This window comes from Streptomyces sp. NPDC097595 (assembly GCF_044761525.1).
Classification (GTDB): Bacteria; Actinomycetota; Actinomycetes; order Streptomycetales; family Streptomycetaceae; genus Streptomyces; species Streptomyces drozdowiczii_A.
In genome coordinates, this window is sequence record NZ_JBIWCN010000025.1 from 87,210 (window position 1) to 110,375 (window position 23,166).

The following is a 23,166-nucleotide window of genomic DNA, read 5'->3' on the forward strand; positions in this document are numbered from 1 at the left end:
AGGAAGCCTCTACTGCGGGGGGTTGCCGTGCTTGCGGGCCGGCAGGTCGGCGTGCTTGGTGCGGAGCATCGCGAGCGAGGCGATCAGGACCTCGCGCGTCCCGGCCGGGTCGATGACGTCGTCCACGAGCCCCCGCTCGGCGGCGTAATAGGGGTGCATGAGCTCGGTCTTGTACTCCTTGACCATGCGGGCGCGCACGGCCTCGGGGTCCTCGGCCTCCGCGATCTGCCGGCGGAAGATGACGTTGGCGGCGCCCTCCGCGCCCATGACCGCGATCTCGTTGGTGGGCCAGGCGTAGGTGAGGTCCGCACCGATGGACTGGCTGTCCATGACGATGTAGGCGCCGCCGTACGCCTTGCGCAGGATCAGCGAGATACGGGGCACGGTGGCGTTGCAGTACGCGTACAGCAGTTTGGCGCCGTGCCGGATGATCCCCCCGTGCTCCTGGTCCACGCCGGGCAGGAAGCCGGGCACGTCGAGGAGCGTCACGATCGGGATGTTGAAGGCGTCGCAGAGCTGCACGAAGCGCGCGGCCTTCTCGGACGCCTCGATGTCCAGCACCCCGGCCAGGGACTTCGGCTGGTTGGCCACGATGCCCACCACCTCGCCGCCCAGCCGGGCGAGGGCGCAGATGATGTTGCGCGCCCAGTGCTCGTGGACCTCCAGGTACTCGCCGTCGTCCACCAGTTCCTCGATGACCTCCGCCATGTCGTACGGGCGGTTGCCGTCCACCGGCACCAGATCGAGGAGGGCGTCCGAGCGGCGGTCGGCCGGGTCGGCCGTCGGTGCCACGGGCGGGTTCTCGCGGTTGTTCTGCGGCAGCAGGGAGAGCAGATAGCGGACCTCGGCGATGCAGGTCTCCTCGTCGTCGTACGCGAAGTGCGCGACGCCCGAGGTCTCGGCGTGGACGTCCGCGCCGCCCAGGCCGTTCTGGGTGATCTCCTCGCCGGTGACCGCCTTGACGACGTCCGGACCGGTGATGAACATCTGCGAGGTCTCGCGGACCATGAACACGAAGTCGGTGAGAGCGGGGCTGTAGGCCGCACCGCCCGCACACGGGCCGAGCATCACGCTGATCTGCGGGATCACGCCCGAAGCCCTGGTGTTCCGCTGGAAGATCCCGCCGTACCCGGCGAGCGCGGAAACACCTTCCTGGATACGGGCGCCCGCGCCGTCGTTGAGGGACACCAGCGGCGCACCGGCCGAGATGGCCATGTCCATGATCTTGTGGATCTTCGTCGCGTGGGCCTCACCCAGCGCCCCGCCGAAGATCCGGAAGTCATGCGCGTACACGAAGACCGTCCGGCCCTCGACCGTGCCCCAGCCGGTGATCACACCGTCGGTGTACGGCTTCTTCGCCTCCAGGCCGAAACCCGTCGCCCGGTGCCGCCGCAGCTGCTCGACCTCGTGGAAGGAACCCGGGTCGAAGAGCAGCTCGATGCGCTCGCGCGCCGTCAGCTTGCCCTTCGCGTGTTGCACCTCGGTCGCCCGGTCACCGGGTCCGCGCTCCGCGGCCGCGTGGATCTCGCGCAGTTCCGCCACGCGGCCGCGGAGACCTGCCTGCCCCAGCAGTTCCGGGACGGGGGAAGTGGTCATCGACATGTCGTCAGGTCCCTTCCAGGAATGCGTTGCCGCACTATCGCCAGCTGCGCGGAGCTCGGTAGACGGGCTCCGGGCTCCACCCCGGGAGGCGCCCGGCCGGGGCCTCGTCCCACTGCCCGCCGGCGTCCGCGCGCAGGGCGAGCAGCACCACCGTGAGCGCGGCGAGCTCCTCCTCGGTGGCCCTCCCGCGCTCGATGCGCAGCGCGGACACTGCCGGTTCCGGACCGCCCATACCCCACCTCCAGCGTTTACGGCAGCATCGGCCACCCCGCTGGAGCACCGCTCCGGCTCCGCTGGAGAACCGCTCGACGAACGGTCAACGGCTCCCCGCACGTACGGACTTCAGCCCCTCCGCCAGTGCACGGGCACACCCCGTCCCGCTGCCGACCCCCGTCATGACGACGGCCGCGACCGTGCCCTCGGCGGCCGCGCACGCCATCTCGTACGCGGCCGCACCCCCCGGCCCGGCCCCGCACAGCACCAGCCGCCCGGCCCCCGCCACCCCCTCGGCCCCCAGCAGCCGGGGCAGCGACGAAGGGTCCCCCGGCCGCGCCGCCCGCAGGCTCACGATCCGTTCCGGGCCCCGGTGATGGCGTACCAGGGCCTCGTACGCACCCATGGGCACACCCGGTGTCCGCACCAGCACGATCGTGTCGGCCGACGGGTCCCCGGCGCGCAGCACCGCCACGTCGGGCCCCTCCGGCACGGGCGGACGGGGCAGCACGCGGGGCACCTCGAAGCCTTGGAGGAGTTCGAGGAGATCGCCGACGGCGGACTGCGGATCGCGGTGGTCCGGCAACGACCTCAGCAGCCGTACGCAGTGCGCGAGCAGCGCGGACGCCTCCCCGTCCCCCAGGCACCGGCGGTCGTAGCGCACCGTGAGGGCGAGCCCGCCGTCCGCGTCGTGCCGGGCGGCGAGGGTGAGCGGCAGTCCGGGGTGGGCGCTGATGCTGCGCGGGGCGTCCACCTCGACGTCCTGGGCGCGCAGCTCCGCGAGCAGCGCGGCGGGCAGCTCGACCCGGTTGTCGAACACGATGCCGGTCTCGAAGAGTTCGGCATCGGGGTTCCGGCCGGTCCAGACCCGGACCCGGTCGCCCGGCACCCAGGCGTGGACGGCCAGGTCCAGCGCGGCGTCACGCGCCTGCCCCAGAAGGCCGGCCACCGGCTCGGCGGGGTCGACGGTGACCGTCATCGGCAGCGGGTTGCCCAGCAGCCCCGGAATGCCCGCGGCGCCCTCCATCGGGATGTCCCGGGCCGACAGGTGCACCCCGAAGCTGACCGGCACCGGGCCGGCCGCACCGGCCGCCCGGTACAGCAGCAGCGCCCACACGGCGTGCAGGGCGCTGGACTCCCCCGCCCCGCGCATCGCGGCCCAGGTGCGCAGCCGGGCGGTCTGGGGCGGCCGCAGCCGCCGGTGGACGCGTCCGACACCGCTGTCCCCGACCGGGGTTCCGTCGTCCGGGGTCTCGGGCGCGGCCGGCTCCGGAGCCGGGGTGGCCGTCGACCAGTAGGCGCGGGCGCCCTCGGTCCGCTGCCGGGCCAGCCACCGGGCGTGGTCGCGCACATCGGGGCGCCGCTCGCGGCCTGGCAGGGTGCCGCCGCGCGCGTAGGCCCGGTAGAACTCCCGCAGCAGCAGGTGGACGCCGCGTTCGTCCAGCAGCGCCCGGTGATAGGTGAGCAGGACCCGGGTGGGCGCACGGGTGCCCCCGGGCCGGGGCGGTCCCTCCATCAGGGTCACGCGCAGCAGGCCGGGGCGGTGCGGTGCGAAGCCGCGCAGGCGGTCGCGCTCGATCAGGTCGCTCCAGGAGACGGCGCCGTGGGCGAGGTGGGCGACGTCGATCTCCGCCCACTCGTGCAGCACCAGGCGGGGCAGGTGCGTCCAGTCGAAGGCCGCCCGCAGCACGGTCTCCCGGTCGGCGACGGACAGCCAGGCGGCGGTGAACCGGGCGAGGTCGACGGGGCCCGTCCAGTTCCAGGCGACCTGCCCGACGTGGCCGCCCGCCGGCTCCTCGACGGCCGCGCGGATCAGGTCCTGCTGGTGGCCGGTCACCGTGACGGTGTCGCGCGCGCCGCCCGCCAGCGCCAGGACGTCGGCGAACACCGCGGCTCCGGGCCGGTCCCGGCCCCCGTGCGCGGGCTCGACGCGCAGGGTGTGGTGCCCGGTGCCGGACGCCTCCGCGGTCACCGTGCGGGCATGACGCTGGGTCACCCGCGCCGCCACCGCCTCGGCCCGGCCCGGGTCGAGGGGACCGCACAGCTCCGCCTCGACGGACGGGCCGGAGGCGGCGGGCATCGGTGCGAGGACCACCGCAAGCACCGGATCGTCACTCATCGGGGCCCTGACCCCGCGTGCACCGCATCACGTGCCCTCCCTCAGCCGGTACGGCTGCCCTCTCAGGCGAGCCGCACTCCGCTCGCCCCCGCGACGCCCTCGGGCCGGGCCATGAGGATCGAGCGCTGCAACTTGGCCAGCGCGGGCGAGGGTTCGAGCCCGAGCGTGCGGACCAGCGTGGACCGCAGCCGCTGGTAGGCGTCCAGCGCCTCGCCTCGCCGCCCCGAGCGGTAGAGGGCCAGCATGTACTGGCCGCACAGGCTCTCATGGGTGGAGTACCTGCTGAGCAGGACGGTGAGCTCGGAGAGCAGTTCGCGGTGGCGGCCCAGCTTGAGGTCGGCCTCGATGCGCTGGTCCAGGGCGCACAGCCGGCTCTCCTCCAGCCGCTTGATCTGGGTGTCGAGGTGCGGCCCGGTGTGTACGTCGGCGAGCGCCGGTCCGGTCCACAGGGCCAGCGCCTCACGGAGCAGCCGGGCGCCCTCGGGAAAGTCCTCGGCGTCCATGGCCCGGTATCCCATGCCGGCCAGCCGCTCGAACTCCTGCACGTCGTGGCTGCCTTCGCCGCCCTTGAGTAAGTAGCCCCCGGGGACGGTGAGCAGGACGTCCTTGGCGGTGCGGGTGTCGTCGCCGTGCTGTTCGAGCGCGGCGGTGATCAGTTCGCGCAGCTGGAGGATGTAGGTCTGGAGGGTGGGCCGGGCACTGCGCGGCGGCTCGCTCCCCCACAACTCCTCGGTGAGGGTGCCCACGGGCACCACCTCGTCTGCGTGGAGGGCCAGCAGGGCGAGTACCTGCCGGGGCTTGGGCGCGGTCGGTGTGATCGAAGCGCCCATTTCCCGCACGGCAAGCGTGCCGAGTACGTCGATGTCCACGCCGTCTCCCCGTCATCCCCCGGCCGTCGGACGGCGGCCCGGAACTTCTACTGACGGAACGATTTAAAAACAGCACGAGCGGTATGTCAATACCAAACCGTGCGCCCTGTTTAGTCTCGTGCGGAGGACCAGCGATCCTTGAGGCGCGGCCACCTTGATCCGATAAGTTTCCCCAAATACGGACATAGAGAAGGGCGCTGAGGGGCCCGCACCCCGCAAACGGCGCCCGAAGCACCAGACCGCGCGGACTGTTTTACGTGGTGGAGAGGGGTGGGGCGGTCCGCGACGAGGCAGCGGCGACGGCCGGCAAGGTACGCGGAAGCGCACCACGCCACGCGGTCTGCCGCGCTACTCCGCCGGGCTCAGCCTCGGCAGCGCGAACGACCACAACTGGACCAGCCGCTCGGCGGACCGCCAGTACCGGTCGACCGCGCCGAGGGTTTCCAGGCCGAGCGTCGCCGTCACGATGACCACCGCCGCGTCCTCGGCCGAGACGTCCTCGGCCAACTCCCCGTTGGCGCGGGCCTGGACGAGGGCGTTGCGCACCCACTCGTACCACCAGTCGTGCAGCTTGGCCTCGCTCTTGCGCGAGGGGTCGCCGCCCAGCCGGAAACCCGCGCGCACGACCGGATCGTCGGTGACCGCGTCCATCAGCCGGCCCACGGCGGCGACGAGCACCTGGAGCCGACCGCCCTCGGCGGTGCGCGCGCTCTCCTCGGTCAGCGCGAGGGCGGACTCCGCGGCGGCGTCCTCCACGGCGGCCGCCAAGGCGTCCTTGTTGGGGAAGTGGAAGTGCAGGGCGCCCGAACTCACGCCCGCCCGGCCGCTGATGACCGGGAGCGTCGCCATCGCGTACCCGTCGGCGCCGAAGACCTCCGCCGCGGCCGAGATGAGGGCCTGACGCGTCACAGCCGCTCGCGCCTGCTTCACCATCGTGTCCTCCTCCGGGCGGGGCGGGGGGAACCGGCGTAAAGCCGCCCGATTCACCCTGGATTCTCCATACTGACTCGTGCACACCCTAGCAAACCGCACGGCTGGTTGGTTTACTGCCGCGACGTGCGCCGCACGGGGGTTCAGCTGATCATTTTGCATACGGGCGGGGGCCTCGCGAGCCCGGGCCTTGGAAACAGTTGGTTTCTCCAGCCGTTCTCCCCGAAAGATGCACCGCGAACCAACAAAAGAAACCGCCCGATAGGTTTCTTCTTGCGGCGGTGAAGGCGGTGGCGGCGAGCGAGACGAAGGATCATGTGCCTTATGCCCGCTTTTCCACCCCATCGTGAGGGGTCAACTGCCCACCTGGAACGCCGAAACGGAACTTGATATTCAAGTAAACGCTTGGCTCTTGGTAAAGTCTTTACTTTTGGGCCGATTGAAGAAAACCGGTAGGTCCGTATCTTAAGTGGCGTCGCCGAACGCAGGTTTCAAGTCCAGACGGGGGCCCCATGAGTCTCACCACTGCTGAAGCCAGAACCGCACTCCCGGCCGCACCGCGGCTGACCAGCACGGTCGCGAAGGAGTACGTGCACCGTGACTCCGTCGCGGAGGTGTTCCTCACCGGATGCGACTCCCGGGACGGGATGAGCTTCGCGCTGACCGGCCAATGGCCCCGCGCGCACACCATGTTCCGGAGCCAGGACGGCACGAGCCACGATCCGCTCCAGATCGCGGAAACGTTCCGGCAGGCGGGCATCTACGTCTCCCACGTGGAGCTGGGCGTACCGCTCGGCCACAACTTCGTGATGTCGAGCATCACGTACACGGCCGACCCGGAGAACCTGCGCATCGCCTCGGGCCCCACCGACTTCGACCTCGACACCCGGTGCACGGACATCGTCCGTCGCCGGGGCGTCGCCAGCCGCGTCGCCTTCGAGTTCGCGATCCGCCGGGGCGGCCGCTCCCTCGCGGGCGGCACCGGGCAGATCTCCGTGATCCCCCCGGCCGTCTACAACCGGTTACGCCAGAACCGCGCCGTCCAACCCCCCGTCACCGAGCCGCACCCGGCCCGCAATCCGCTTCCGCCGGCCATGGTCGGACGGCCGTTCACCACGGACGTCGTGCTCTCCCCCGCCCCCGGGTCCGCACCCGGCGACAGCCCGCGCTGGCTGCTCACCCCGGACCTCGACCACCCGATCCTCTTCGACCACAAGGGCGACCACGTGCCCGGCATGGTCCTGCTCGAAGCGGCCCGCCAGGCCGCCTGCGCCGTGATGGCGCCCCGGACGTTCACCCCGGCCGCCGCCACCAACGACTTCCACCAGTACGCCGAACTCGACCGGCCCTGCTGGATCGAGGTGACCCGGGTGGAGCACGAGCCCGGCAACATCGTCACGGTGGAGGTCACCGGCCACCAGGACGGCAAGAACGTCTTCACCTCGGTGCTGACCGGCCCGGTCGACTAGGCGGCCCCGCCCGCCGCCCGGGACCTCACCCCCGTACCGCCTTGGGTCGCTACCCGCCCGCGCGAGAAAAACGCAGGTCACGCCCGTACGCGCCGCACCACAGCGACCGAAGCGACCGAAGAACCCGCTCTCGCGCCTGTACGCGGAAGGCCGCCCCCGCAAGAGGGGCCGTGTGCCTTCCGCGTACAGGCGCGTCGAACGACCCCTGAGCGACGCCCCGTCAGAGGTCGAAGGCCACATGCTCCAGGTCGGTGTACTCCACGAGCAGCCCCTGCGCCCGTCGCCCGCCGTCCTTGAAGTAGATCTCCTGCAACCCCTCGGCCGCGACCTCCTGAAGCTGCCGGTCACTGCCGCCCTGCTCCCGGAGCTCGAAGAGCCGGGCCGCGTACGCCGGCGGGAGCGCCACGGTGAGGTGGCGCAGCCGGGCGTCGTCGGTGGAGCCGGGCGCCGCCGAGTATCCGAACCGGGCCCGGGTGTCGATGACGATGCCCCCGGTGGTCGCCGCGGCCTTGCGGGCCTTCGCCTGGATCTGGGGCTGCCAGCGCCGCTTGACCTCCCGTTCCATGCGGGCGGCCAGCTCCGGGCGGGGCTTCTTCAGCTGGTTGCGTACATACCGCTCGACCGTGCGCTGGGTGATCCCCAGCAGTTCGGCGGCGGCCCTGGTGCCCTTGAGCTGCTTGACGAGGTACCGCATCTGCGCACCGGCCGACTTGGGCGCGGGCCGGGTGAACGCCCGCTGGACCGCCTCGTCGAGACCTTCCCCGACCGTGTTCATCGGCTGGTTCCCCTACTCTCCGTCGTCCTTGGCGGTGACGGCGCCGTCCTTGATGTACCGGGCCAGGTTGAGCTCCGGACCGTACTCCTCCCGGACGGCCTCCGCCCACAGCGTGGTCTGGGCACCCTCGTGCTTCACCATTCCCGGGCTGACCCCGAGCCGGAAGCCCCCGGGCAGCGGTTTGCCGTCCCGGTACGGCAGGAAGTCCAGCGGGGAGGGGCCGTCCGAGGCGTAGACCGCGCAGTCCGAGAGCACGGCCACCGGATACTGACCCGTCGCGGCCGCCATCCGGACCATCTTGCGGTGCATGTTGATCCGGGCCCGCGAGATGACGGCGGCCCGGATGTCGGGGCGCCAGGTCGGCCGGCTCAGCGCGGGCCACGGCTTGCCGGGCCGCCAGCCGCCGCCACGCGGCCGCTCCCTCAGCTTGCCGATGCCTCCCTTGACGGTCGCCTTGATCGCCGACAGGACCACCGCCAGCTGCGGATCACGGTCCCGATACCCCTCCATCGCCGTCAGGAACACGTCGGGCGCCAGCCCCTCGCCCACGCCCAGGTCCGCCATGGTCGCCACGTACGCGTCCCGCAGCCGCTTGTACCAGCCGTCCAGATAGCGCCCGTTGGCCGGGCGCACCCACGCCTCGACGGGCGTCACCTCGTAGCCGAGCTCCACCGCATAGGCCACGGTCGGCGTCGCGTACCAGGCGGGGCCCTCCGGGCGGTCGCCCTTCGGCGTGAAGGGGTTCGGCAGCAGGTCGCCGTCGAGCCGCCGCCACTCCTTGCCGATCACGACGTGCGACGGGTCGACGTGCGACAGGTCCACCAGCCAGGAGCCGGGCAGTGCCGGGTCGAACGCGGGGCTGTCGACATGCACCGGCGCCTCCAGGCCGACGACCGCCCCGTTGGCGGCCGCGCCGAAGGCGAGGTTGACGTCGATGCCGACCAGATGGCGCTTCAGGCACTCGTCGTCCGTGAGGGGCCGCGCCCAGTCGTACGCCTCCTCGAACAGCATCTCGGCCGGGCCACGCTGGTGGAAGCGGGGCAGATCGGCGAGGAGCGGATGCCCGTCGGGGGCCTCGCAGGGGGCGCACTCGACGGGCTCGGACCCCAGCGAGCCGGGGTTGCGCTCACTGTGCCGCTTGCCGTCCGCGTCCGGCGCGCTCGCCCGGGTCGGCGGGTGCAGCGACGTCATGAGTTCGAGCCCGGTGACGGCGGTGGAGCCCCGGGGCGTCATCACGCGCGAGGCGTAGGTCCCCAGCAGCCTGACGAGTTCGGCCGGCGGGAGCTGCGAGGCGCCGTTCCAGTGGCGGACGTCGAGCGCGTTCCAGGCCGGGATGCAGAGCTGGACACAGCTGCGGCGCGAACCGCGTGCGGGCCGGTAGATCCGGGCCCACGGGCCGAACCCGCGCCGGGTCAGCTTCCACTCCGCCCGCGCCAGCTGCTTGAGCACCTTGTGGTCCTCCGGCAGCCTCCCGGCCAGGCCCTCCTCCCGCGACAGCCGTACGGGCAGCCCGAACCGCTCGCACGCGGCCTCGGTGAGGACGAGCAGCGGATCGGCGTCCTGCCCGCTGGGGTGCAGCCGCTCGGCACCGAGGCACGCCTCCCCCAGCGCCCATTCGACCAGGACGGGCAGCGACTTGGCGGGCACGTCGAGCACCAGCCCGCCCACGCAGTACGCGAACACCTCGCCGCCGTCCACGTCGACGACGGCGAGCGGCCCGTGCTCGTACGACGGGGTGTCGCCCTTGGGCGTACGGGGCACGGGGACGGGGGCGGCAGGTTCGGCGTGCTCGGGGTCGGCGGGCTCCACGACAGCGGGTGCGACGGATTCGGCGGGCTCGGCGGGCTCCACAACCTCCGCCGGTTCCGCGGGCTCGACGGCCTCAACAGGCTCCGCAGGTTCGACGGACTCCTCGGCAGGCGCCGCCGCCTCCTCCCCCGGGTACCGCACGGCAAGTCCCTCCAGGAGCCGGGCGTACGCGGCGCGCTTCGGCGGCCGGGGCTCGCTGCGCCCGGACTCCCAGTTGCCGACCGACTCGCGGCGGCTCTTCAGCGCCTTCGCGACCTGGTCCTGGCTCAGCCCGGCGGCCTCGCGCAGCCGCTTGCGTTCGGCTGGCGGCGGCAAGGGGTCCTGCGCGATCTGCTCCAGCAGCGCGTCGACGGCGCTGAACAGCACCTGCTCCTCGTGGGACAAAACGATCACCTCGTGCGCCACCCTATCGAACCGCTCACCGGAACACTCATGGATGTCGCACGGATTGCGCATGTCGGGCAGCCGGGGCAGACGTCGCTGGAACCGGGGTTCAGCCCGACTGGAGACGACCGGACTGTTTTCCCGCATCCCGCGACCGGGGCGGAGCGACCGGAATCCCGCTCGGTAGCTGGATTGCTGGAGCGAGAACCGCAGGTCACGCGCCTGACCAGAGCGCTGAGCGACCGAAGCGACCCATGGGTCAGATATATGCAGCCATTGGCGTGTGCGCGCGTGTGCGTCATATATAGAAAGCTTGGGTCGCTTCAGTCGCTTTTCCCTCAGCCGTACGACTGTGACCTGCGGGTTCACGAACACCGGAGGCAGCGACCGAGTGACCGGTCCCCTCCGAGGCCCGGTCGCTGAGTAGCTGCGGGCACGTTCAGATGGGTACATCAGTTCTGTCGCATGGGCCTCTACACCCCCGAGGGTTTCGCTAATCTGATTTTGCGAGTTGAGTCGCTTCAGTCGCTGATGGGGGAAGTGAATGGCAGCTGAACTGCGGGTCTCGCGCGGCGACTCATGGCAGTTCACGGAGGCTGAGCCGGTCGTCGCGCAGCCTTTAACGACGGCATGGTGGTGTGCGCGCCAAGGGTGGCCGGTTCATCCCCTTGCGCCGGGCCGCAAGACACCGGTGGCCAACTGCGAGGCATGCCGCCGCCCGGACCACGACCGCACCCGGTGCGGCTGCCTGCGTGCGGGCCGCTGGTGCCACGGGTTCCACGCGGCGACGCTGGACCTCCACCGGATCGGGCAGTGGTGGGGCGTCCGCCCGGACCTCGGGGTCGGCGTGGCCACCGGCCCGGCGGGCCTCGTCGTCATCGACGTCGACGCGCACGCCCGCGGACTCCCGCGCCGGGACCGCCTGTTGCCGGGCGTCGGGATATCCCCTGGGATCGACCTCACCGGCCTGGCCAACGGCTTCCACACCCTGGGCCTGCTGGCCGCCCTGCGCGGCGCCACCAGCCCCGCGGACGACGCGTCCACGCTCCGGGTCCGCACCCCGTCGGGCGGCATGCACGTCTGGTACCGCAACGACGGCGGCCACCGCTGGCAGTGCTCGGCCGGTTCGGGCGGCGGGCGGGCCCTCGCCTGGCAGGTCGACGTCCGGGCGCACGGCGGGTACATCGTCGCGCCCGGCACCGTCACCGAGGCCGGGACCTACCGCCCGCTCGGAGCCGTACGCACCCCCGCCCCGCTGCCCGCTTGGCTCGCCCGGGAGCTCCAGCGCACCGGACACCTGCCCACCAGCCCCGCGCCGGGGCCAAGACCCGTGCCGCCCCGGGCCCGGCAGGCGGTGCTCGCGGCGGGCGGTAGGTCCGACGCGCCGGGCGAGCGCCTGCTGACGGGCCTCCTCGCCGAGGTCGCCGCCTGCGCCTCCGTTCCCGAGGGCGCCGCGTTCTCCGAGAAGCTCAACCGGGCCGCGTACACGGCGGGCGGTCTTGTCGCCGCCGGGCACATCACCGAGGACGAGGCCGTACGCGCCCTGCGCGAGGCCGCCGGACTGGCCCGCCCCGACCAGGAGCGGCGCAGCCTCGCCATCATCCGGGGCGGGCTGGGCGCGGGGCGGCTGCGGCCGCTGGCCCTCGGGGGGCGCACGTGAGCGCGGACCCGGACAGAGTGCTGCCCTCCCCCTCCTTCGACGTCCGGGCGGTGGCCGCGCAGATCCTCGCCCAGCCCGTCGCGCAGCCCCGGCAGCGCGACGACGCCTCCACGCCGTACGCCACGTCCGACGGGCTGCTGCCCGACACCCTCACCGACCGGGGCAACGCCAAGCTGTTCGTCAGGCTCTACCGCAACGACTACCGGCACGTGCCCGGCATCGGCTGGTTCCGCTGGGACGGCACCCGCTGGCAGTTCGACGAGGACGACACCGTGATGTGGTCGGCGGGCGACCTGGCGGAATCCCTCGCCACCACCGACCCGCGCGGCGTCTTCACCCCCGCCGCACTCCAGCAGCACCGCCGGCGCACGCTCAGCACGAGCGGGATGAACGCGATGCTGACCCAGGCCAGATCCGCGCCGGGCATGGTCCTCAACGCGGCGCTCCTGGACGCCGATCCGTACGCGCTGTGCACTCCGGCGGGCGTGGTGGACCTGCGTACCGGCTTCATCCGCCCCGCCGAGCCCACCAAGGACTTCCACTCCCGCTCCACCTCGGCCGCACCCCGGGCGATGCCCACCCCGCGCTGGGACCGCTTCCTGGCCGACACCTTCGGCGAGGGCCCGGACGGCGAGGAGATGATCTCCTTCCTCCAACTGCTGCTCGGCTACTCCATCACCGGGGACGTCGGCGGCCAGGTGATGCCGTTCCTGTTCGGCTCCGGCAAGAACGGCAAGTCCGTGCTGCTGGACGTCCTGATGAAGCTCCTGCGGGACTACGCGGACGCGGCGCCGCCCGGCTTCCTGATGTCACGCCCGTACGAGGGCCACCCCACGGACCTCGCCGAACTGCACGGCCGGCGGGTCATCGTGTGCAGCGAGGTCAAGCCGGGCGACCGTTTCGACGAGGCCCGGGTCAAGCTCCTGACCGGCGGGGACCGGATCAAGGCCCGCCGGATGCGGCAGGACTTCTTCAGCTTCGAACCGACCCACAAGATGTGGCTGCTGGGCAACCATCGCCCCGAAGTCGGCACGGGCGGCTTCGCGTTCTGGCGGCGCATGCGCCTCATCCCGTTCGAACGCGTCGTCTCGGACCACCGGAAGATCGACAACCTGGCGGACATCCTGGTCACCCAGGAGGGCCCGGGCATCCTCAACTGGCTGATCGAGGGCGCCCGCCGCTACCTGGGCGGCGACAAGGACCTCTCGGGGCCCGAGCGGGTGCGGATCGCGACGACCGTCTACGCGGAGACCGAGGACCACACGGGGCGGTTCGTCGGCGAGACCTGCCGACTCGACGCCGGGCTCCGCGCCGAACAGGCCCACCTCTACGCGGCGTACAAGCGCTGGTGCCAGAATGAGGGCGTTCCGGCGATTTCGTCGCGAGCCTTCGCGGCGCACATCCGCGAAGTGGTGGGGCTGGCATCACCGAAGGAAATGATCTTTTCCAACCAGCGCAAGTACTACCCGGGCATCGGCCTGCTCGCGGACGAGGAGACAGTATGAGCGCCCTCATCGCAGAAGACGAGATCGTCCACGAGGTCGACCTCGTGTGGCTTGAGGACATCAGCGTGCTCGACTACGTCCGTCAGAGCCTGGACCGCCTCCCGACGCGCCGGGGCAAGCCCGCCTACCACCGCGACGGAAGAATGGTCGGCTACGCCCTCCTCGGCCCGAAGGCCAAGCCGTCGCGCTCCTCCGGCACCTTCCGGCGCCGGGTGTTCTGGCTGCTCCCCCACGACCGGGACACCGAGCCCGACGGGCTGTACGCGCGGGGCGCACCGGCCGAGGCGGTGGACGTACGGACGCTTGCCCCGGGCAGCAAGGGGCACAAGACCGAGCGTTCCGAGGGCGGCCCGATGTCCTCGGCGGGCGCCCGGGAACTTCAGCCATAGCGGTACGCCCACGGCGGTCCCCGGTCCGGATCCGTGCCAGGATGGTTAAAAAACAGCACGTCCGGTATATTTTTGCGCGTCGGGGACAACCACGGACAGGAAGGGCACCGCCGTGCAGGGGGAACGTCTCATCCAAGCTCAGGTGCTCGTCGCAGGCGGTGGCCCCGTCGGCATGCTCGTGGCGGCCGAACTCGCCGCGTACGGCGTCGACACCGTACTGCTCGAACCCAGGACCGAGGTCTCCGACCAGCCCAGGGCAACCACGCTGCACGCCCGCGCGGTGCAGTCCCTGGCCCGCCGGGGCCACCTCCCGGGCCCGCCCCCGCCCTCGTACGCCGCCGAACCCGCCACCAGCGCCTTCCACTTCGCGGGGCTCCCCGGCCTGACCATCACCGCTCCCCCGGACGAACCCGAGCCGATCCTCAAGTGCCCCCAGGCCGTCCTGGAACGCCACTTGGAGGCCCGGGCACGCGCTGCCGGGGCCCGCGTCCTGCGCGGCCACCGCCTCACCGACGCCGTCCAGGACGAGGACGGCGTACGGGTCACGGCAGAGGGCCCCGAAGGGCCGGAGGTCTTCCGCGCCGGGTACCTGGTCGGGGCGGACGGCGCCCGCAGCACGGTCCGCGCCCGGGCGGGCATCGAGTCCGACACCTTTCCGGCAACGGTGTCCGCGCTGATGGGGACCGTCACCCTGGCCGATCCGGAGTCCCTGCCCAAGGGCTGGCACCGCACCCCGCGCGGCTGGATCGTCGCCAAGCACGACGGTGACCGCACCCACCTGCGGACGCTCAACTGCGACGGCGCCCACCCGGAACGCCAACGGCCCGTCACCCTTGAGGAGTTGCACCGCGAGGTGGCGCACATCGCGGGCCGCGACATCGCGATGCACTCCCCGCACTGGCTGAGCCGCTTCAGCGACTTCGCCCGCCTGGCCCGCACCTTCGCCCGGGACCGCGTCTTCCTCGTCGGCGACGCCGCGCACGTTCACTTCCCCATCGGCGGCCAGGGCCTGAGCACCGGCGTGCTCGACGCGCTCAACCTGAGCTGGAAGCTCGCCCTCGCGGTGCACGGCTCGGCGGGCCCCGATCTGCTGAGCAGCTACGACGCGGAACGCCGGCCGCTCGCCCGCCGCGTGCTCGACGGCACCCTGGCCCAACTCGCCCTGATGCGCCCGGGCCCCGAGGCGGACGCCCTGCGCACGGTGTTCACCGGCCTGCTCGCGGGCGAGGGGGGGGACGGTCACCTCGGCGGCCTGATCAGCGCCCAGGACACCGTCCTGCCCGACCCCACCGGCGCGGGCGGACCGGCCGCGGGGACGTACCTCGGTAACACCGTGCTCAGCACCCCGGACGGCGACACCGACGTCATCCGCCTGCTGCACGACGGGCGTCCGCTCCTGCTGCTCCTCGGCGAGAAGGCGGACGGCCACCGGGAGGAGGCCCGGGGCTGGGCGGGCATCCTGCGTACCGTGGAGGTGCGGCCCACACCAGGCGTGCCGTACGAAGCGGCGCTGCTGCGGCCCGACGGCTACCTCGCCTGGGTCCCCGGCGACGGCGGCCTGCGGCGGGTGCTGACGGCGTACTTCGGCCCGGGCGCCCCCACCGGGTGAGCCCGGCGGACGACGGGGCGCCCCACTGCTCTCAGCTCGCGGTCTCCAGGACATCGCGCAGGTCGGCCGCCTTCAGGGCCTCCGCGTACACCCTGGCGCCCCGGGAGTCGGACAGGTCCAGCGAGGCCAGCACCGACGGCACCACCGCACTGGGCAGCAGATGACGCATCAGGGCGGACACCCGCACCACCAGGTCGCGGTACTCGCACACGGCCTGCGACATGGACTGGATACCGGCGAAGGAGCCCACGATGACCTCGGCCGTCTCCGGCGGCGAGATGTGCGGCAGCAACTCGCCCTGGGCCTGCGCCTGCTGGAGCAGGTCGAGACCGACCTCGCCCCACCGCAGGAACGGACCGCTGCGGTCGAGGTTCTGCGTCAGCTGGTCCATCGTCAGCCGGACGCCCGCCCTCACCATCGGATCGGTCTGGAGCCGGTGCGCCTGGAGCATCACAACGTCCACGACCTCCTGCACCTTGGACGCGCGGATCGGCACGATGATGCGCTGGTCCTGCTCGGAGAGCACGCCCTGGGCCAGGTCTTCCTTGGAATGGAAGTGGAAGTACAGCGCGCCCTTGGTCACCCCCGCCTCGGTGAGGATCTGGGAGATCGTGGCCGCTTGGTACCCGTGCTCCTCAAAGATCTTGGCAGCCGCCGAAAGAATCGTCTGCCGGGTACGGATGGCCCGCAGCTGCTCAGCCACTGTGTCTCCTCCCTCCTCGGGATAGTCGAACGTGGGGGGATAAATAAACCGTCCAGTTCGTATCTTACAGGCCGGCCTCCTCCCTCCGCCCTGGTCGGGGAAATGTCCGGCAGGAAAGGGAAACCATGATCCTCGTCACGGGCGCAACCGGGACGATCGGCCGTGAAGTGCTCCGGCGTCTCCCCTCGGACCGGCCCGTACGCATCATGGCCAGGCACCCCGGGCGCGTCATCGGCGCCCCACCGGCCGCGCGGATCGTCCACGGAGACTTCACCGACCCCGCCTCCCTGACGGACGCTCTGCACAACGTCCACACCGCCTTCCTGGTCACGAATCCCGACGGCGACGACGACACGCGCTTCCTGGACCCGGCCCGCGCGTCCGGCGTCCGGCACATCGTCAAGCTCTCGGCGGCCGCCGTCACCGACCCCGCCGCCACCGACCTGATCACCCGTCGCCAGCGCCACAACGAGGACCTGTTGCGCGGCTCGGGCATCCCCTGGACCCTGCTGCGGCCCCGCGCCTTCATGTCCAACACCCTGTCCTGGGCCCGCTCGATCCGGTCCGGCCAGGTCGTGCGCGCCCCGTACGGCAGCTCCGCCAACGCCTGTGTCGATCCGGGGGACGTAGCCGAGGCGGCCGTCCTGGCCCTCACCGGGCGGGACCGGGACCACGCGGGCGGGGCCTACACCCTGACCGGCCCTCAGGCCCTGTCGGCCGCCGAGCAGACGTCCCAGCTCGCCGAGCTCCTCGGCCTGCCGCTGCGTTTCGAGGAGCTGAGCCCTCAGCAGGCCCGTGCGGCCCTGGAAGCGCGCTACCCGACCGATATCGCCTCCGCCCTCCTGGAGAGCGCCAGACGGCAGCACAGCGGCTCCAAGGCGGACGTGGACCCCACCCTCCCCGGCCTGCTCGGGCGCCCCGCCCGGACGTTCCGCGACTGGGCATCCGACCACCTGGACGCGTTTCGGCCCGACCCCACGGCAAGCGACTAGAGACCGGGGACCGTAGTCCGTTCAGTCCCTCGCCGTTCGGTCCCTCTTCGGTCCCTCTGGCAAAACCGCAGGTCAGAGGCTTGCGGTCCCCGAGACCCAGGGTCCAAAGGGACTGAAGGGACTCAAGGTCGGTAGTTATAAGCCAATTGTGTGTGCGTGTGTATGCGCACACGCGTAGAACAACCCTATATATCCCTTTGTACCTACTACTCTGGTCCTGAAGCGCTGATAACTACTGACCTTGAGTCCCTTCAGTCCCTCCGTTTTTCACCCGCAAGCCCCTGACCTGCACTTTCATCCGAGGGACCGAAGAGGGACTGAAACGTCCAGTCCCTCCGCCCCGCGTTCAGTCCCTCCCCTTCGGTCCCTCTTCGCCGCACCCGGCGCTCCGGTCCGACACGCCGAGCCCGGAGATACAACTCCGGGCGGGCAAGGGACCGAAGGGACTCGCGGAACGAAGAGTCCCGCCCGCCGCGGGACGCCTGTTGTAGGCTCTGGTCCGAATCTGAAAACTCAGTCCCTTCAGTCCCTCAGCCCAGCAGCGGAACCGCTCTGACCTGGGCTTTCCTTGGAGGGACTGAATCGTTCAGGACTGAACAACCTGTTGGCCCCTCGGCAAGGACGATCAGCGTGCCGCGTCAAAGAGAGACCAGTGGCCCGCGTGCGGCGGGACCCACGAGTCCCTTCGACATGGCCCGTTGGTGCGCGGCGAACGGCTGGCCCGTCCATCCCCTGGCCGCCGGCCGCAAAACTCCTGCGGGCAACTGCCCGGCCTGCCGCGAGGACCCCCACCGCCCGGCGGACTGCCCCTGCCTGCCCGCCGGCAAGTGGTGCCACGGCTTCCACGCCGCGACCACCGACCCGGAACGCCTGGCCGCCTGGTGGGGCGTCAACCCCACGCTCGGCGTCGGCGTCTCGTGCGGCCCGGCCGGCCTCGTCGTACTGGACATCGACGCACACAGTTCCGAAGTGCCGCACCGCGACCGGCTGCTGCCCGGCATCCCGATCCACGAGAGCGTCAACCTCACCGGCCTGGCCTCCGGCTTCGACACCCTCGCCCTCCTCGCTGCCCTGCGCGGCCACCCCAGCCCCGCGGACGACGAGGCCACCCTGCGCGTCCGAACCCCGTCAGGCGGCCTCCACATCTGGTACTGCACCGCACCCGGCGGACCGCCCTACCGTTCGTCCGTGGGCTCCAGCCCCAAGGTCGCCCTGGCCTGGCAGGTCGACGTCCGGGCCACCGGCGGCTACATCGTCACCCCCGCCACCCGCACCCCCGCGGGCACCTACACCCCCGTCGGCCCGGCCCGCATGCCCGCCCCCCTCCCCGACTGGCTCGCCGCCGAGCTCGTGCGCACCGGCCACGCTCCAAGTCCCGAGCCCGTACGAGTCCCCGCGCCCCGCCCCGTACGTGCGACACGCACCGCGCAGGGCACCACGCGCGCGCTCCGGGTTCTGGAGCCCCTGCTCGCCGAGGTCCGGGCCTGCGCGGCGGCCGCCGAGGGCACCGCGTTCACCGAGAAGCTCAACCGGGCCGCCTACACCGCGGGCGGACTCGTCGCGGCCGGACGCCTCACCGAGCCCCGCGCCCAGGACCTGCTCACCGAAGCCGCCGACGCCGCGCGCCCGCACCGCCACCGGCACAGCCTCACCGTCATCGCCTCAGCCCTGTCCGCCGGCGCAGCCCGCCCGCTCGATCCCGAAGGACGCCCATGAGCAGCGCCGACAGCGGCCCGCGCTTCGACGCCACCGCAGCAGCGCAGCAGATGCTCGCCCTCGAAGCAGAGGGCGGCCTTCCCGGCCTGCCCGCCCAGCAGAACGCCTCCGTGGTCAGCGAACCGGCCCCGCCCGACGGCCGGCTGCCCTCCCTCCTGACCGACCGGGGCAACGCCAAGCTGTTCGCCGTCATGTTCGGCGACCAGTTCCGGCACGTCGAGGGCCTGGGCTGGTACCACTGGGACCAGTACCGCTGGAAGCGTACGGGCGGCGAGAAAGCCGCGGTCTGGGCGGCGGGCGACCTGGCCGAGCAGATGCCCCCCACCGATCCCACCGGCCAGTTCACGGACCGGGAACTGCGCGCACACCGCCGCCGATCCATGTCGACCCCCGGCATCAAGGCCATGCTCACGCAGGCGAAGGCCTCCCCCGCCCTCGCCCTGGACCCTGACGTCCTGGACGGCGACCCCTACGCCCTGTGCACCCCGGCTGGCGTCGTAGACCTCCACACCGGGCACCTGCGCAAGCCCGACCCCGAGGGCGACATGCACTCCAGGGCCACGAGCGTCGCGCCCGAGGAGACGCCGACCCCGCGCTGGCACCGCTTCCTGCACGACACGTTCGGCGACGACGCCAAGGGCGAGGAGACGATCCACTTCCTCCACCTGCTCCTCGGCTACTCCGTCACCGGCGACGTCGGCGCGCAGGTGCTCCCGTTCCTGTACGGGACCGGCGCGAACGGCAAGTCCGTACTGCTGGACGTGATGACACAGATCCTCGGCGACTACGCGCAGGCGGCCCCGCCGGGCTTCCTCATGGAGAAGGGCAAGTTCTCCGAGCACTCCACCGAGCTCACCGAACTGCACGGCCGGCGCATCGTCGTCTGCTCGGAGCTCAAGCCGAACGACAAGTTCGACGAGTCCCGGGTGAAGCTGCTGACCGGCGGCGACCGCATCATGGCCCGCCGGATGCGTCAGGACTTCTTCAGCTTCAACCCCACCCACAAACTCTGGCTCCTGGGCAACCACCGCCCCGAAGTCGGCACGGGTGGCCACGCGTTCTGGCGCCGCATCCGCCTCATCCCGTTCGAACGCGTCGTCCCCGCGGCCCGCAAGATCGACAATCTTGCCAAGGAACTCGTGCAGAGCGAGGGCCCCGGCATCCTGCAATGGCTCATCGAGGGCGCCAAGCTCTACCTGGCCACCCGCGACCCGCTCGACGGCCCCGCCACGGTCCGCTCGGCCACCGCCGCCTACGCCACCACCGAGGACCACATCGGCCGCTTCCTCGTCGAGTGCTGCACCACCCACACCGCGGACCTCCGCGTGGAACAGGGCCTGTTGTACGCCGCGTACAGCAGCTGGTGCGGAGCAGGCGAAGGCATCCGTCCCGCCACGGCCCGCGCGTTCGCGACCCGGGTCCGCCAGGAACTCTCCCTCGCCTCGCCCGCCGACATGATGAAGTCCAGCGGCAAGAAGTACTACCCCGGCCTGGGCCTCCTCGCCGACGACGAATCCAGGACCGGCCATGCCTGACGCACGCACTGGGCACACACCCGCCCGTCCGGCCTACCATGAACACGGTGCCCCCACCAGGGAACGTGCTCACACCCACCCCGGCCTCCTCCCGGCCGGCCGACACACAAAGGGGCTGCAGCCATGAGCTCGCTGCTGAACGAGAGCGACCTCCACCACGAGAACGCCGTGGTCTGGCTGGAGAACCCCGACAACCTCGACTACGTACGCCAGGCGCTCGACAAGACCACCCGCCGCCGCGGAAAGCCCCGCTACGAACGCGACGGACGCATGGTCGGCTACACCGAGCTGGAGGCCCACACCGAGGCCGACCCCGACAGCGGACTCCACCTGCGCCGGGTCTTCTTCCTGCTCCCCCACGACCGCGACGCCGACCCCGACGGCCCGTACCACGAGGGCGCGCCCGGCGAGGCGGTCGACCCGAGCACCATCGAGCCGAAGCGCGTCGGCGACAAGACGCCCCGCTCGCAACGCGGCCTGGCCGCGACGGCGGAGACCGGCAGCTGAAGGGCGGGGCGGAGATTATTACGCCGTAATACTCCCCCCGCCCCGCCGACTTATTACGCCGTAATAACCGCGCCGCCCCCTCCCCCGGCCTCCCCGAGCCCGGCTCCACGCCCACCCAGGAGCCGGGCTCTTGAGCGTCCCTCAAACAAAAAACAGCCAGAACTAACGCGTCGATACCGAAATGGATCATCGGAGTTAGTAAGGTGGTCGGCATGACTTCGCCCTCCCCTGGCGACCGCGAGAAGGTCGTCTCCAAGCTGCCCCCGGTCCTGCAACAGGACCTGAAGATCCGGGCCGCCCAGCACAACATCGACATCCAGCACGCCGTCGAGGCAGGCATCGAGGCATGGCGACGGCTCGGCTCCAACCTCTCCCCCATCGACACCGCCGGCGCCAAGTCCTTCGCGACCTTCCTGCCTGACGGCCAGTGGGACGGCTTCCGTGCCGACTGCGCCTCCCGGGGCGTCTCCCTCATCCAAGGCCTCGCCCAGTCCGTCGTGATGTGGCTGGAGACGAACCCGGCGCCCACCGTCGTACGCCCCGAGCACCCGAAGCGCATCATCACCTGCAATCAGAAGGGCGGCGTCGGGAAGACCGCCATCGCCGCAGGCACCGGGGAAGCCCTCGCCGAGGACCCGGGCGCGCTCCACCCGGTCCGCATCTCCAAGCACTTCGCGGCCGCCCTCGCCGAGGACGCGGACCCCTCGCCCCTCGACTACGAAGACCTCCCCGGCCTCGGACTGCGCGTCCTCCTCGTGGACTTCGACCCCCAGTGCCACCTCACCAAGCAGCTCGGCCACCAGCCGCTGCCCATCGAGGGCGACAGCCTCACCAAGCACATGGCCGGTGAGGCCAAGGGCAGCCTCGCCGACCTCGTCGTCCCCATCGAGGACCCCCGCTTCGGCGACCGCCTCCATCTGCTGCCCGCCTGCACCGACGCCTTCCTGCTGGACGTCAAGCTCTCCGGGGTCCGGGCCCGCGAAGCAGCCCTGGAACGCGCCCTGTCCGCCATCGAGGCCGACTACGACGCCGTCATCATCGACTGCCCGCCGAGCCTCGGCCTCAGCATGGACGCCGCCGCCTACTACGGCCGCCGCCGCCAGGGCGAGGCCCCGGGCAACTCCGGCGTACTCGTCGTCGTCCAGGCCGAGGACAGCTCCGCCGACGCCTACGGACTCCTCACCTCCCAGATCGAGGACCTCCGCGACGACATGCACCTCGAACTCGACTACCTCGGCATCGTCGTCAACCACTACGACGCCCGCCGCGGCTACATCGCCACCTCGTCCCTCAACTCCTGGATGGACATAAAGGATCCGAGGGTCGTGGGCGTCATCGGCGATCTCAAGGAACAGAAGGAGGCCGTACGCGTGAAGCAGCCCCTGCTCGCCTACTCCCCCCGCTGCGACCAGGCCGTCGGCCTGCGCGCCCTCGCCCGGGAGATCTCATGAGCAAGGCATCCCGGCTCGGCGCCGGCTCCTCCTTCGGCCACACCCAGTCCATCAGCGCCCGCCGCGCCGCCATCAACCAGGTCGCAGCCGCCCCCACCGAGGGCGCCCCGCCCCCGGTCGAACTCGCCGTCGACATCATCAGCCTGAACCCCGACAACCCGAGGTCCGACCTCGGCGACCTCACCGACCTGGCCAACAGCCTCCGCGACCACGGCCAGAAGACCGCGATCAGCATCATGGGCCGCTTCGCCTACCTCGAAGGCAACCCGGGCCGAGAGGACGACCTCGAACCCGGCACGAAGTACGTCGTCATCGACGGCAACTCCCGCCTCGCCGCCTCCCGCGAAGCCGGTCTCACCGAGATCAAGGTGATGCTGGACGACAAGCTGGGCAGCAACCCCGACGAGATACTGGAATCGGCTCTCGTCGCCAACATCCACCGCCAGGAGCTCAACCACCTGGACGAGGCCAAGGCCCTGGAACAGCTCCTGAAGATCCACGGCACTCAGGAAGCCCTCGCCGCCCGCCTCCACCGCTCCCAGGGCTGGGTGTCCCAGCGCCTCGCGCTGCTGACCCTGACCCCGTCACTCAAGGAGAAGCTCCAGTCGGGCGAGGAATCCGCGGCCACGCTGCGCCTGGTCGGCAAGAAGAAGGCCGAGGACCAGGAGGCCCACCTCGAACAGCTGAAGGCGACCAGGACCCAGAAGCCGCGCACCCCCAAGCAGAAGCGGCAGTCCCCCTCGGAGCCCCCGACCCGACTGCCCTCGACCGACGCTTACACGCTGGCGAGCCTGATCATCGAGGAGCTCGACGTCTCGTCCCGCCGCAAGCTCACCGAGCTGCTCGTCGACTTCAAGATCGAGGAGTCGAAGCGGATGAGGGCGGAGAAGTAGCCGCCGCACGGGGCTGGGTGCGCATTATTACGCCGT

At 71.5% G+C, this 23,166-nt stretch carries 19 protein-coding genes; 11 read left to right on the plus strand and 8 right to left on the minus strand.

Features of this window, described 5'->3' with window-relative positions; all coding sequences use genetic code 11:
• Nucleotides 1-9: 9 nt before the first annotated feature.
• The 5 genes from ACIQZN_RS30970 to ACIQZN_RS30990 form a co-directional block, all read right to left on the minus strand.
• On the minus strand, nucleotides 10-1,596 hold the full coding sequence (locus ACIQZN_RS30970; protein WP_404001022.1) for an acyl-CoA carboxylase subunit beta: 1,587 nt from the start codon (nucleotides 1,594-1,596) through the stop codon (nucleotides 10-12).
• Nucleotides 1,597-1,636: 40 nt separating this feature from the next.
• Nucleotides 1,637-1,834, minus strand: coding sequence for an acyl-CoA carboxylase subunit epsilon (locus tag ACIQZN_RS30975; protein ID WP_404000946.1), 198 nt, complete (start codon nucleotides 1,832-1,834; stop codon nucleotides 1,637-1,639).
• 84 nt (nucleotides 1,835-1,918) lie between these two features.
• Nucleotides 1,919-3,934: a condensation domain-containing protein gene (locus tag ACIQZN_RS30980; RefSeq protein WP_404000949.1), complete on the minus strand. Its 2,016-nt coding sequence runs from the start codon at nucleotides 3,932-3,934 to the stop codon at nucleotides 1,919-1,921.
• Nucleotides 3,935-3,996: 62 nt separating this feature from the next.
• Entirely contained in the window at nucleotides 3,997-4,803 is an 807-nt protein-coding gene (locus tag ACIQZN_RS30985; RefSeq protein ID WP_404000952.1) for a BTAD domain-containing putative transcriptional regulator, read from the minus strand.
• Nucleotides 4,804-5,151: 348 nt separating this feature from the next.
• Nucleotides 5,152-5,736 (minus strand): ScbR family autoregulator-binding transcription factor, encoded by a 585-nt coding sequence (locus ACIQZN_RS30990; RefSeq protein ID WP_404000955.1) that lies wholly within the window; start codon nucleotides 5,734-5,736, stop codon nucleotides 5,152-5,154.
• Between the two features lie 509 nt (nucleotides 5,737-6,245).
• Here ACIQZN_RS30990 and ACIQZN_RS30995 point away from each other — a divergent pair.
• Entirely contained in the window at nucleotides 6,246-7,202 is a 957-nt protein-coding gene (locus tag ACIQZN_RS30995; RefSeq protein ID WP_404000957.1) for a ScbA/BarX family gamma-butyrolactone biosynthesis protein, read from the plus strand.
• Between the two features lie 220 nt (nucleotides 7,203-7,422).
• Here the strand turns inward: ACIQZN_RS30995 and tpg are convergent, their stop codons facing one another.
• Nucleotides 7,423-7,977, minus strand: a complete 555-nt coding sequence (gene tpg / locus ACIQZN_RS31000) for a telomere-protecting terminal protein Tpg (RefSeq protein WP_404000960.1) — start codon at nucleotides 7,975-7,977, stop codon at nucleotides 7,423-7,425.
• Nucleotides 7,978-7,989: 12 nt separating this feature from the next.
• Complete coding sequence (gene tap, locus ACIQZN_RS31005) at nucleotides 7,990-10,170, minus strand: telomere-associated protein Tap (protein ID WP_404001025.1); 2,181 nt, start codon at nucleotides 10,168-10,170, stop codon at nucleotides 7,990-7,992.
• A gap of 544 nt (nucleotides 10,171-10,714) precedes the next feature.
• Here tap and ACIQZN_RS31010 point away from each other — a divergent pair.
• The 4 genes from ACIQZN_RS31010 to ACIQZN_RS31025 all read left to right on the plus strand — a co-directional run bounded on the left by ACIQZN_RS31010 (nucleotide 10,715) and on the right by ACIQZN_RS31025 (nucleotide 15,333).
• Nucleotides 10,715-11,830: a bifunctional DNA primase/polymerase gene (locus ACIQZN_RS31010; RefSeq protein ID WP_404000963.1), complete on the plus strand. Its 1,116-nt coding sequence runs from the start codon at nucleotides 10,715-10,717 to the stop codon at nucleotides 11,828-11,830.
• A 17-nt stretch (nucleotides 11,831-11,847) separates the two neighbouring features.
• A complete protein-coding gene (locus ACIQZN_RS31015; RefSeq protein WP_404001028.1) occupies nucleotides 11,848-13,335 on the plus strand; it encodes a phage/plasmid primase, P4 family in 1,488 nt (495 codons plus the stop codon).
• On the plus strand, nucleotides 13,332-13,724 hold the full coding sequence (locus ACIQZN_RS31020) for a DUF6009 family protein (RefSeq protein ID WP_404000966.1): 393 nt from the start codon (nucleotides 13,332-13,334) through the stop codon (nucleotides 13,722-13,724). The genes ACIQZN_RS31015 and ACIQZN_RS31020 overlap by 4 nt, the downstream gene beginning before the upstream one ends.
• 112 nt (nucleotides 13,725-13,836) lie before the next feature.
• The gene (locus ACIQZN_RS31025) at nucleotides 13,837-15,333 is read left to right on the plus strand and encodes an FAD-dependent monooxygenase (protein ID WP_404000969.1); all 1,497 of its coding nucleotides are present in this window, start codon (nucleotides 13,837-13,839) and stop codon (nucleotides 15,331-15,333) included.
• A 31-nt stretch (nucleotides 15,334-15,364) separates the two neighbouring features.
• Here ACIQZN_RS31025 and ACIQZN_RS31030 read toward each other — a convergent pair whose 3' ends face one another.
• A complete protein-coding gene (locus ACIQZN_RS31030; protein WP_404000971.1) occupies nucleotides 15,365-16,036 on the minus strand; it encodes a ScbR family autoregulator-binding transcription factor in 672 nt (223 codons plus the stop codon).
• 125 nt (nucleotides 16,037-16,161) lie between these two features.
• Between ACIQZN_RS31030 and ACIQZN_RS31035 the strand changes: the two genes are divergently transcribed.
• From ACIQZN_RS31035 to ACIQZN_RS31060, 6 genes are all read left to right on the plus strand, one after another.
• Nucleotides 16,162-17,028: an NAD(P)H-binding protein gene (locus tag ACIQZN_RS31035; protein ID WP_404000974.1), complete on the plus strand. Its 867-nt coding sequence runs from the start codon at nucleotides 16,162-16,164 to the stop codon at nucleotides 17,026-17,028.
• Between the two features lie 690 nt (nucleotides 17,029-17,718).
• The gene (locus ACIQZN_RS31040; protein WP_404000977.1) at nucleotides 17,719-18,744 is read left to right on the plus strand and encodes a bifunctional DNA primase/polymerase; all 1,026 of its coding nucleotides are present in this window, start codon (nucleotides 17,719-17,721) and stop codon (nucleotides 18,742-18,744) included.
• Nucleotides 18,741-20,279 carry a phage/plasmid primase, P4 family gene (locus ACIQZN_RS31045; protein ID WP_404000979.1) on the plus strand — a complete coding sequence of 513 codons (1,539 nt, stop codon included), beginning with the start codon at nucleotides 18,741-18,743 and terminating at the stop codon, nucleotides 20,277-20,279. Before ACIQZN_RS31040 ends, ACIQZN_RS31045 begins: the two co-directional genes overlap by 4 nt.
• A gap of 123 nt (nucleotides 20,280-20,402) precedes the next feature.
• Complete coding sequence (locus tag ACIQZN_RS31050) at nucleotides 20,403-20,786, plus strand: DUF6009 family protein (protein ID WP_018521694.1); 384 nt, start codon at nucleotides 20,403-20,405, stop codon at nucleotides 20,784-20,786.
• A 212-nt stretch (nucleotides 20,787-20,998) separates the two neighbouring features.
• Nucleotides 20,999-22,237 (plus strand): ParA family protein, encoded by a 1,239-nt coding sequence (locus ACIQZN_RS31055; RefSeq protein WP_404000982.1) that lies wholly within the window; start codon nucleotides 20,999-21,001, stop codon nucleotides 22,235-22,237.
• Nucleotides 22,234-23,130, plus strand: coding sequence for a ParB/RepB/Spo0J family partition protein (locus ACIQZN_RS31060; protein ID WP_404000985.1), 897 nt, complete (start codon nucleotides 22,234-22,236; stop codon nucleotides 23,128-23,130). Before ACIQZN_RS31055 ends, ACIQZN_RS31060 begins: the two co-directional genes overlap by 4 nt.
• Nucleotides 23,131-23,166: the final 36 nt, after the last annotated feature.

What these genes read in the sequence shown, in the direction of transcription:
- ACIQZN_RS31050 (WP_018521694.1), top strand. Translation starts at nt 20,403, where the DNA reads ATGAGCTCGCTGCTGAACGAGAGCGACCTCCACCACGAGAACGCCGTG.
- ACIQZN_RS30990 (WP_404000955.1), bottom strand. Translation starts at nt 5,736, where the DNA reads ATGGTGAAGCAGGCGCGAGCGGCTGTGACGCGTCAGGCCCTCATCTCG.
- ACIQZN_RS31035 (WP_404000974.1), top strand. Translation starts at nt 16,162, where the DNA reads ATGATCCTCGTCACGGGCGCAACCGGGACGATCGGCCGTGAAGTGCTC.
- tpg (WP_404000960.1), bottom strand. Translation starts at nt 7,977, where the DNA reads ATGAACACGGTCGGGGAAGGTCTCGACGAGGCGGTCCAGCGGGCGTTC.
- ACIQZN_RS30970 (WP_404001022.1), bottom strand. Translation starts at nt 1,596, where the DNA reads ATGACCACTTCCCCCGTCCCGGAACTGCTGGGGCAGGCAGGTCTCCGC.
- ACIQZN_RS31010 (WP_404000963.1), top strand. Translation starts at nt 10,715, where the DNA reads ATGGCAGCTGAACTGCGGGTCTCGCGCGGCGACTCATGGCAGTTCACG.
- ACIQZN_RS31045 (WP_404000979.1), top strand. Translation starts at nt 18,741, where the DNA reads ATGAGCAGCGCCGACAGCGGCCCGCGCTTCGACGCCACCGCAGCAGCG.
- ACIQZN_RS30980 (WP_404000949.1), bottom strand. Translation starts at nt 3,934, where the DNA reads ATGAGTGACGATCCGGTGCTTGCGGTGGTCCTCGCACCGATGCCCGCC.
- ACIQZN_RS31040 (WP_404000977.1), top strand. Translation starts at nt 17,719, where the DNA reads ATGGCCCGTTGGTGCGCGGCGAACGGCTGGCCCGTCCATCCCCTGGCC.
- ACIQZN_RS30975 (WP_404000946.1), bottom strand. Translation starts at nt 1,834, where the DNA reads ATGGGCGGTCCGGAACCGGCAGTGTCCGCGCTGCGCATCGAGCGCGGG.
- ACIQZN_RS30995 (WP_404000957.1), top strand. Translation starts at nt 6,246, where the DNA reads ATGAGTCTCACCACTGCTGAAGCCAGAACCGCACTCCCGGCCGCACCG.
- ACIQZN_RS31060 (WP_404000985.1), top strand. Translation starts at nt 22,234, where the DNA reads ATGAGCAAGGCATCCCGGCTCGGCGCCGGCTCCTCCTTCGGCCACACC.
- ACIQZN_RS31055 (WP_404000982.1), top strand. Translation starts at nt 20,999, where the DNA reads ATGACTTCGCCCTCCCCTGGCGACCGCGAGAAGGTCGTCTCCAAGCTG.
- ACIQZN_RS31020 (WP_404000966.1), top strand. Translation starts at nt 13,332, where the DNA reads ATGAGCGCCCTCATCGCAGAAGACGAGATCGTCCACGAGGTCGACCTC.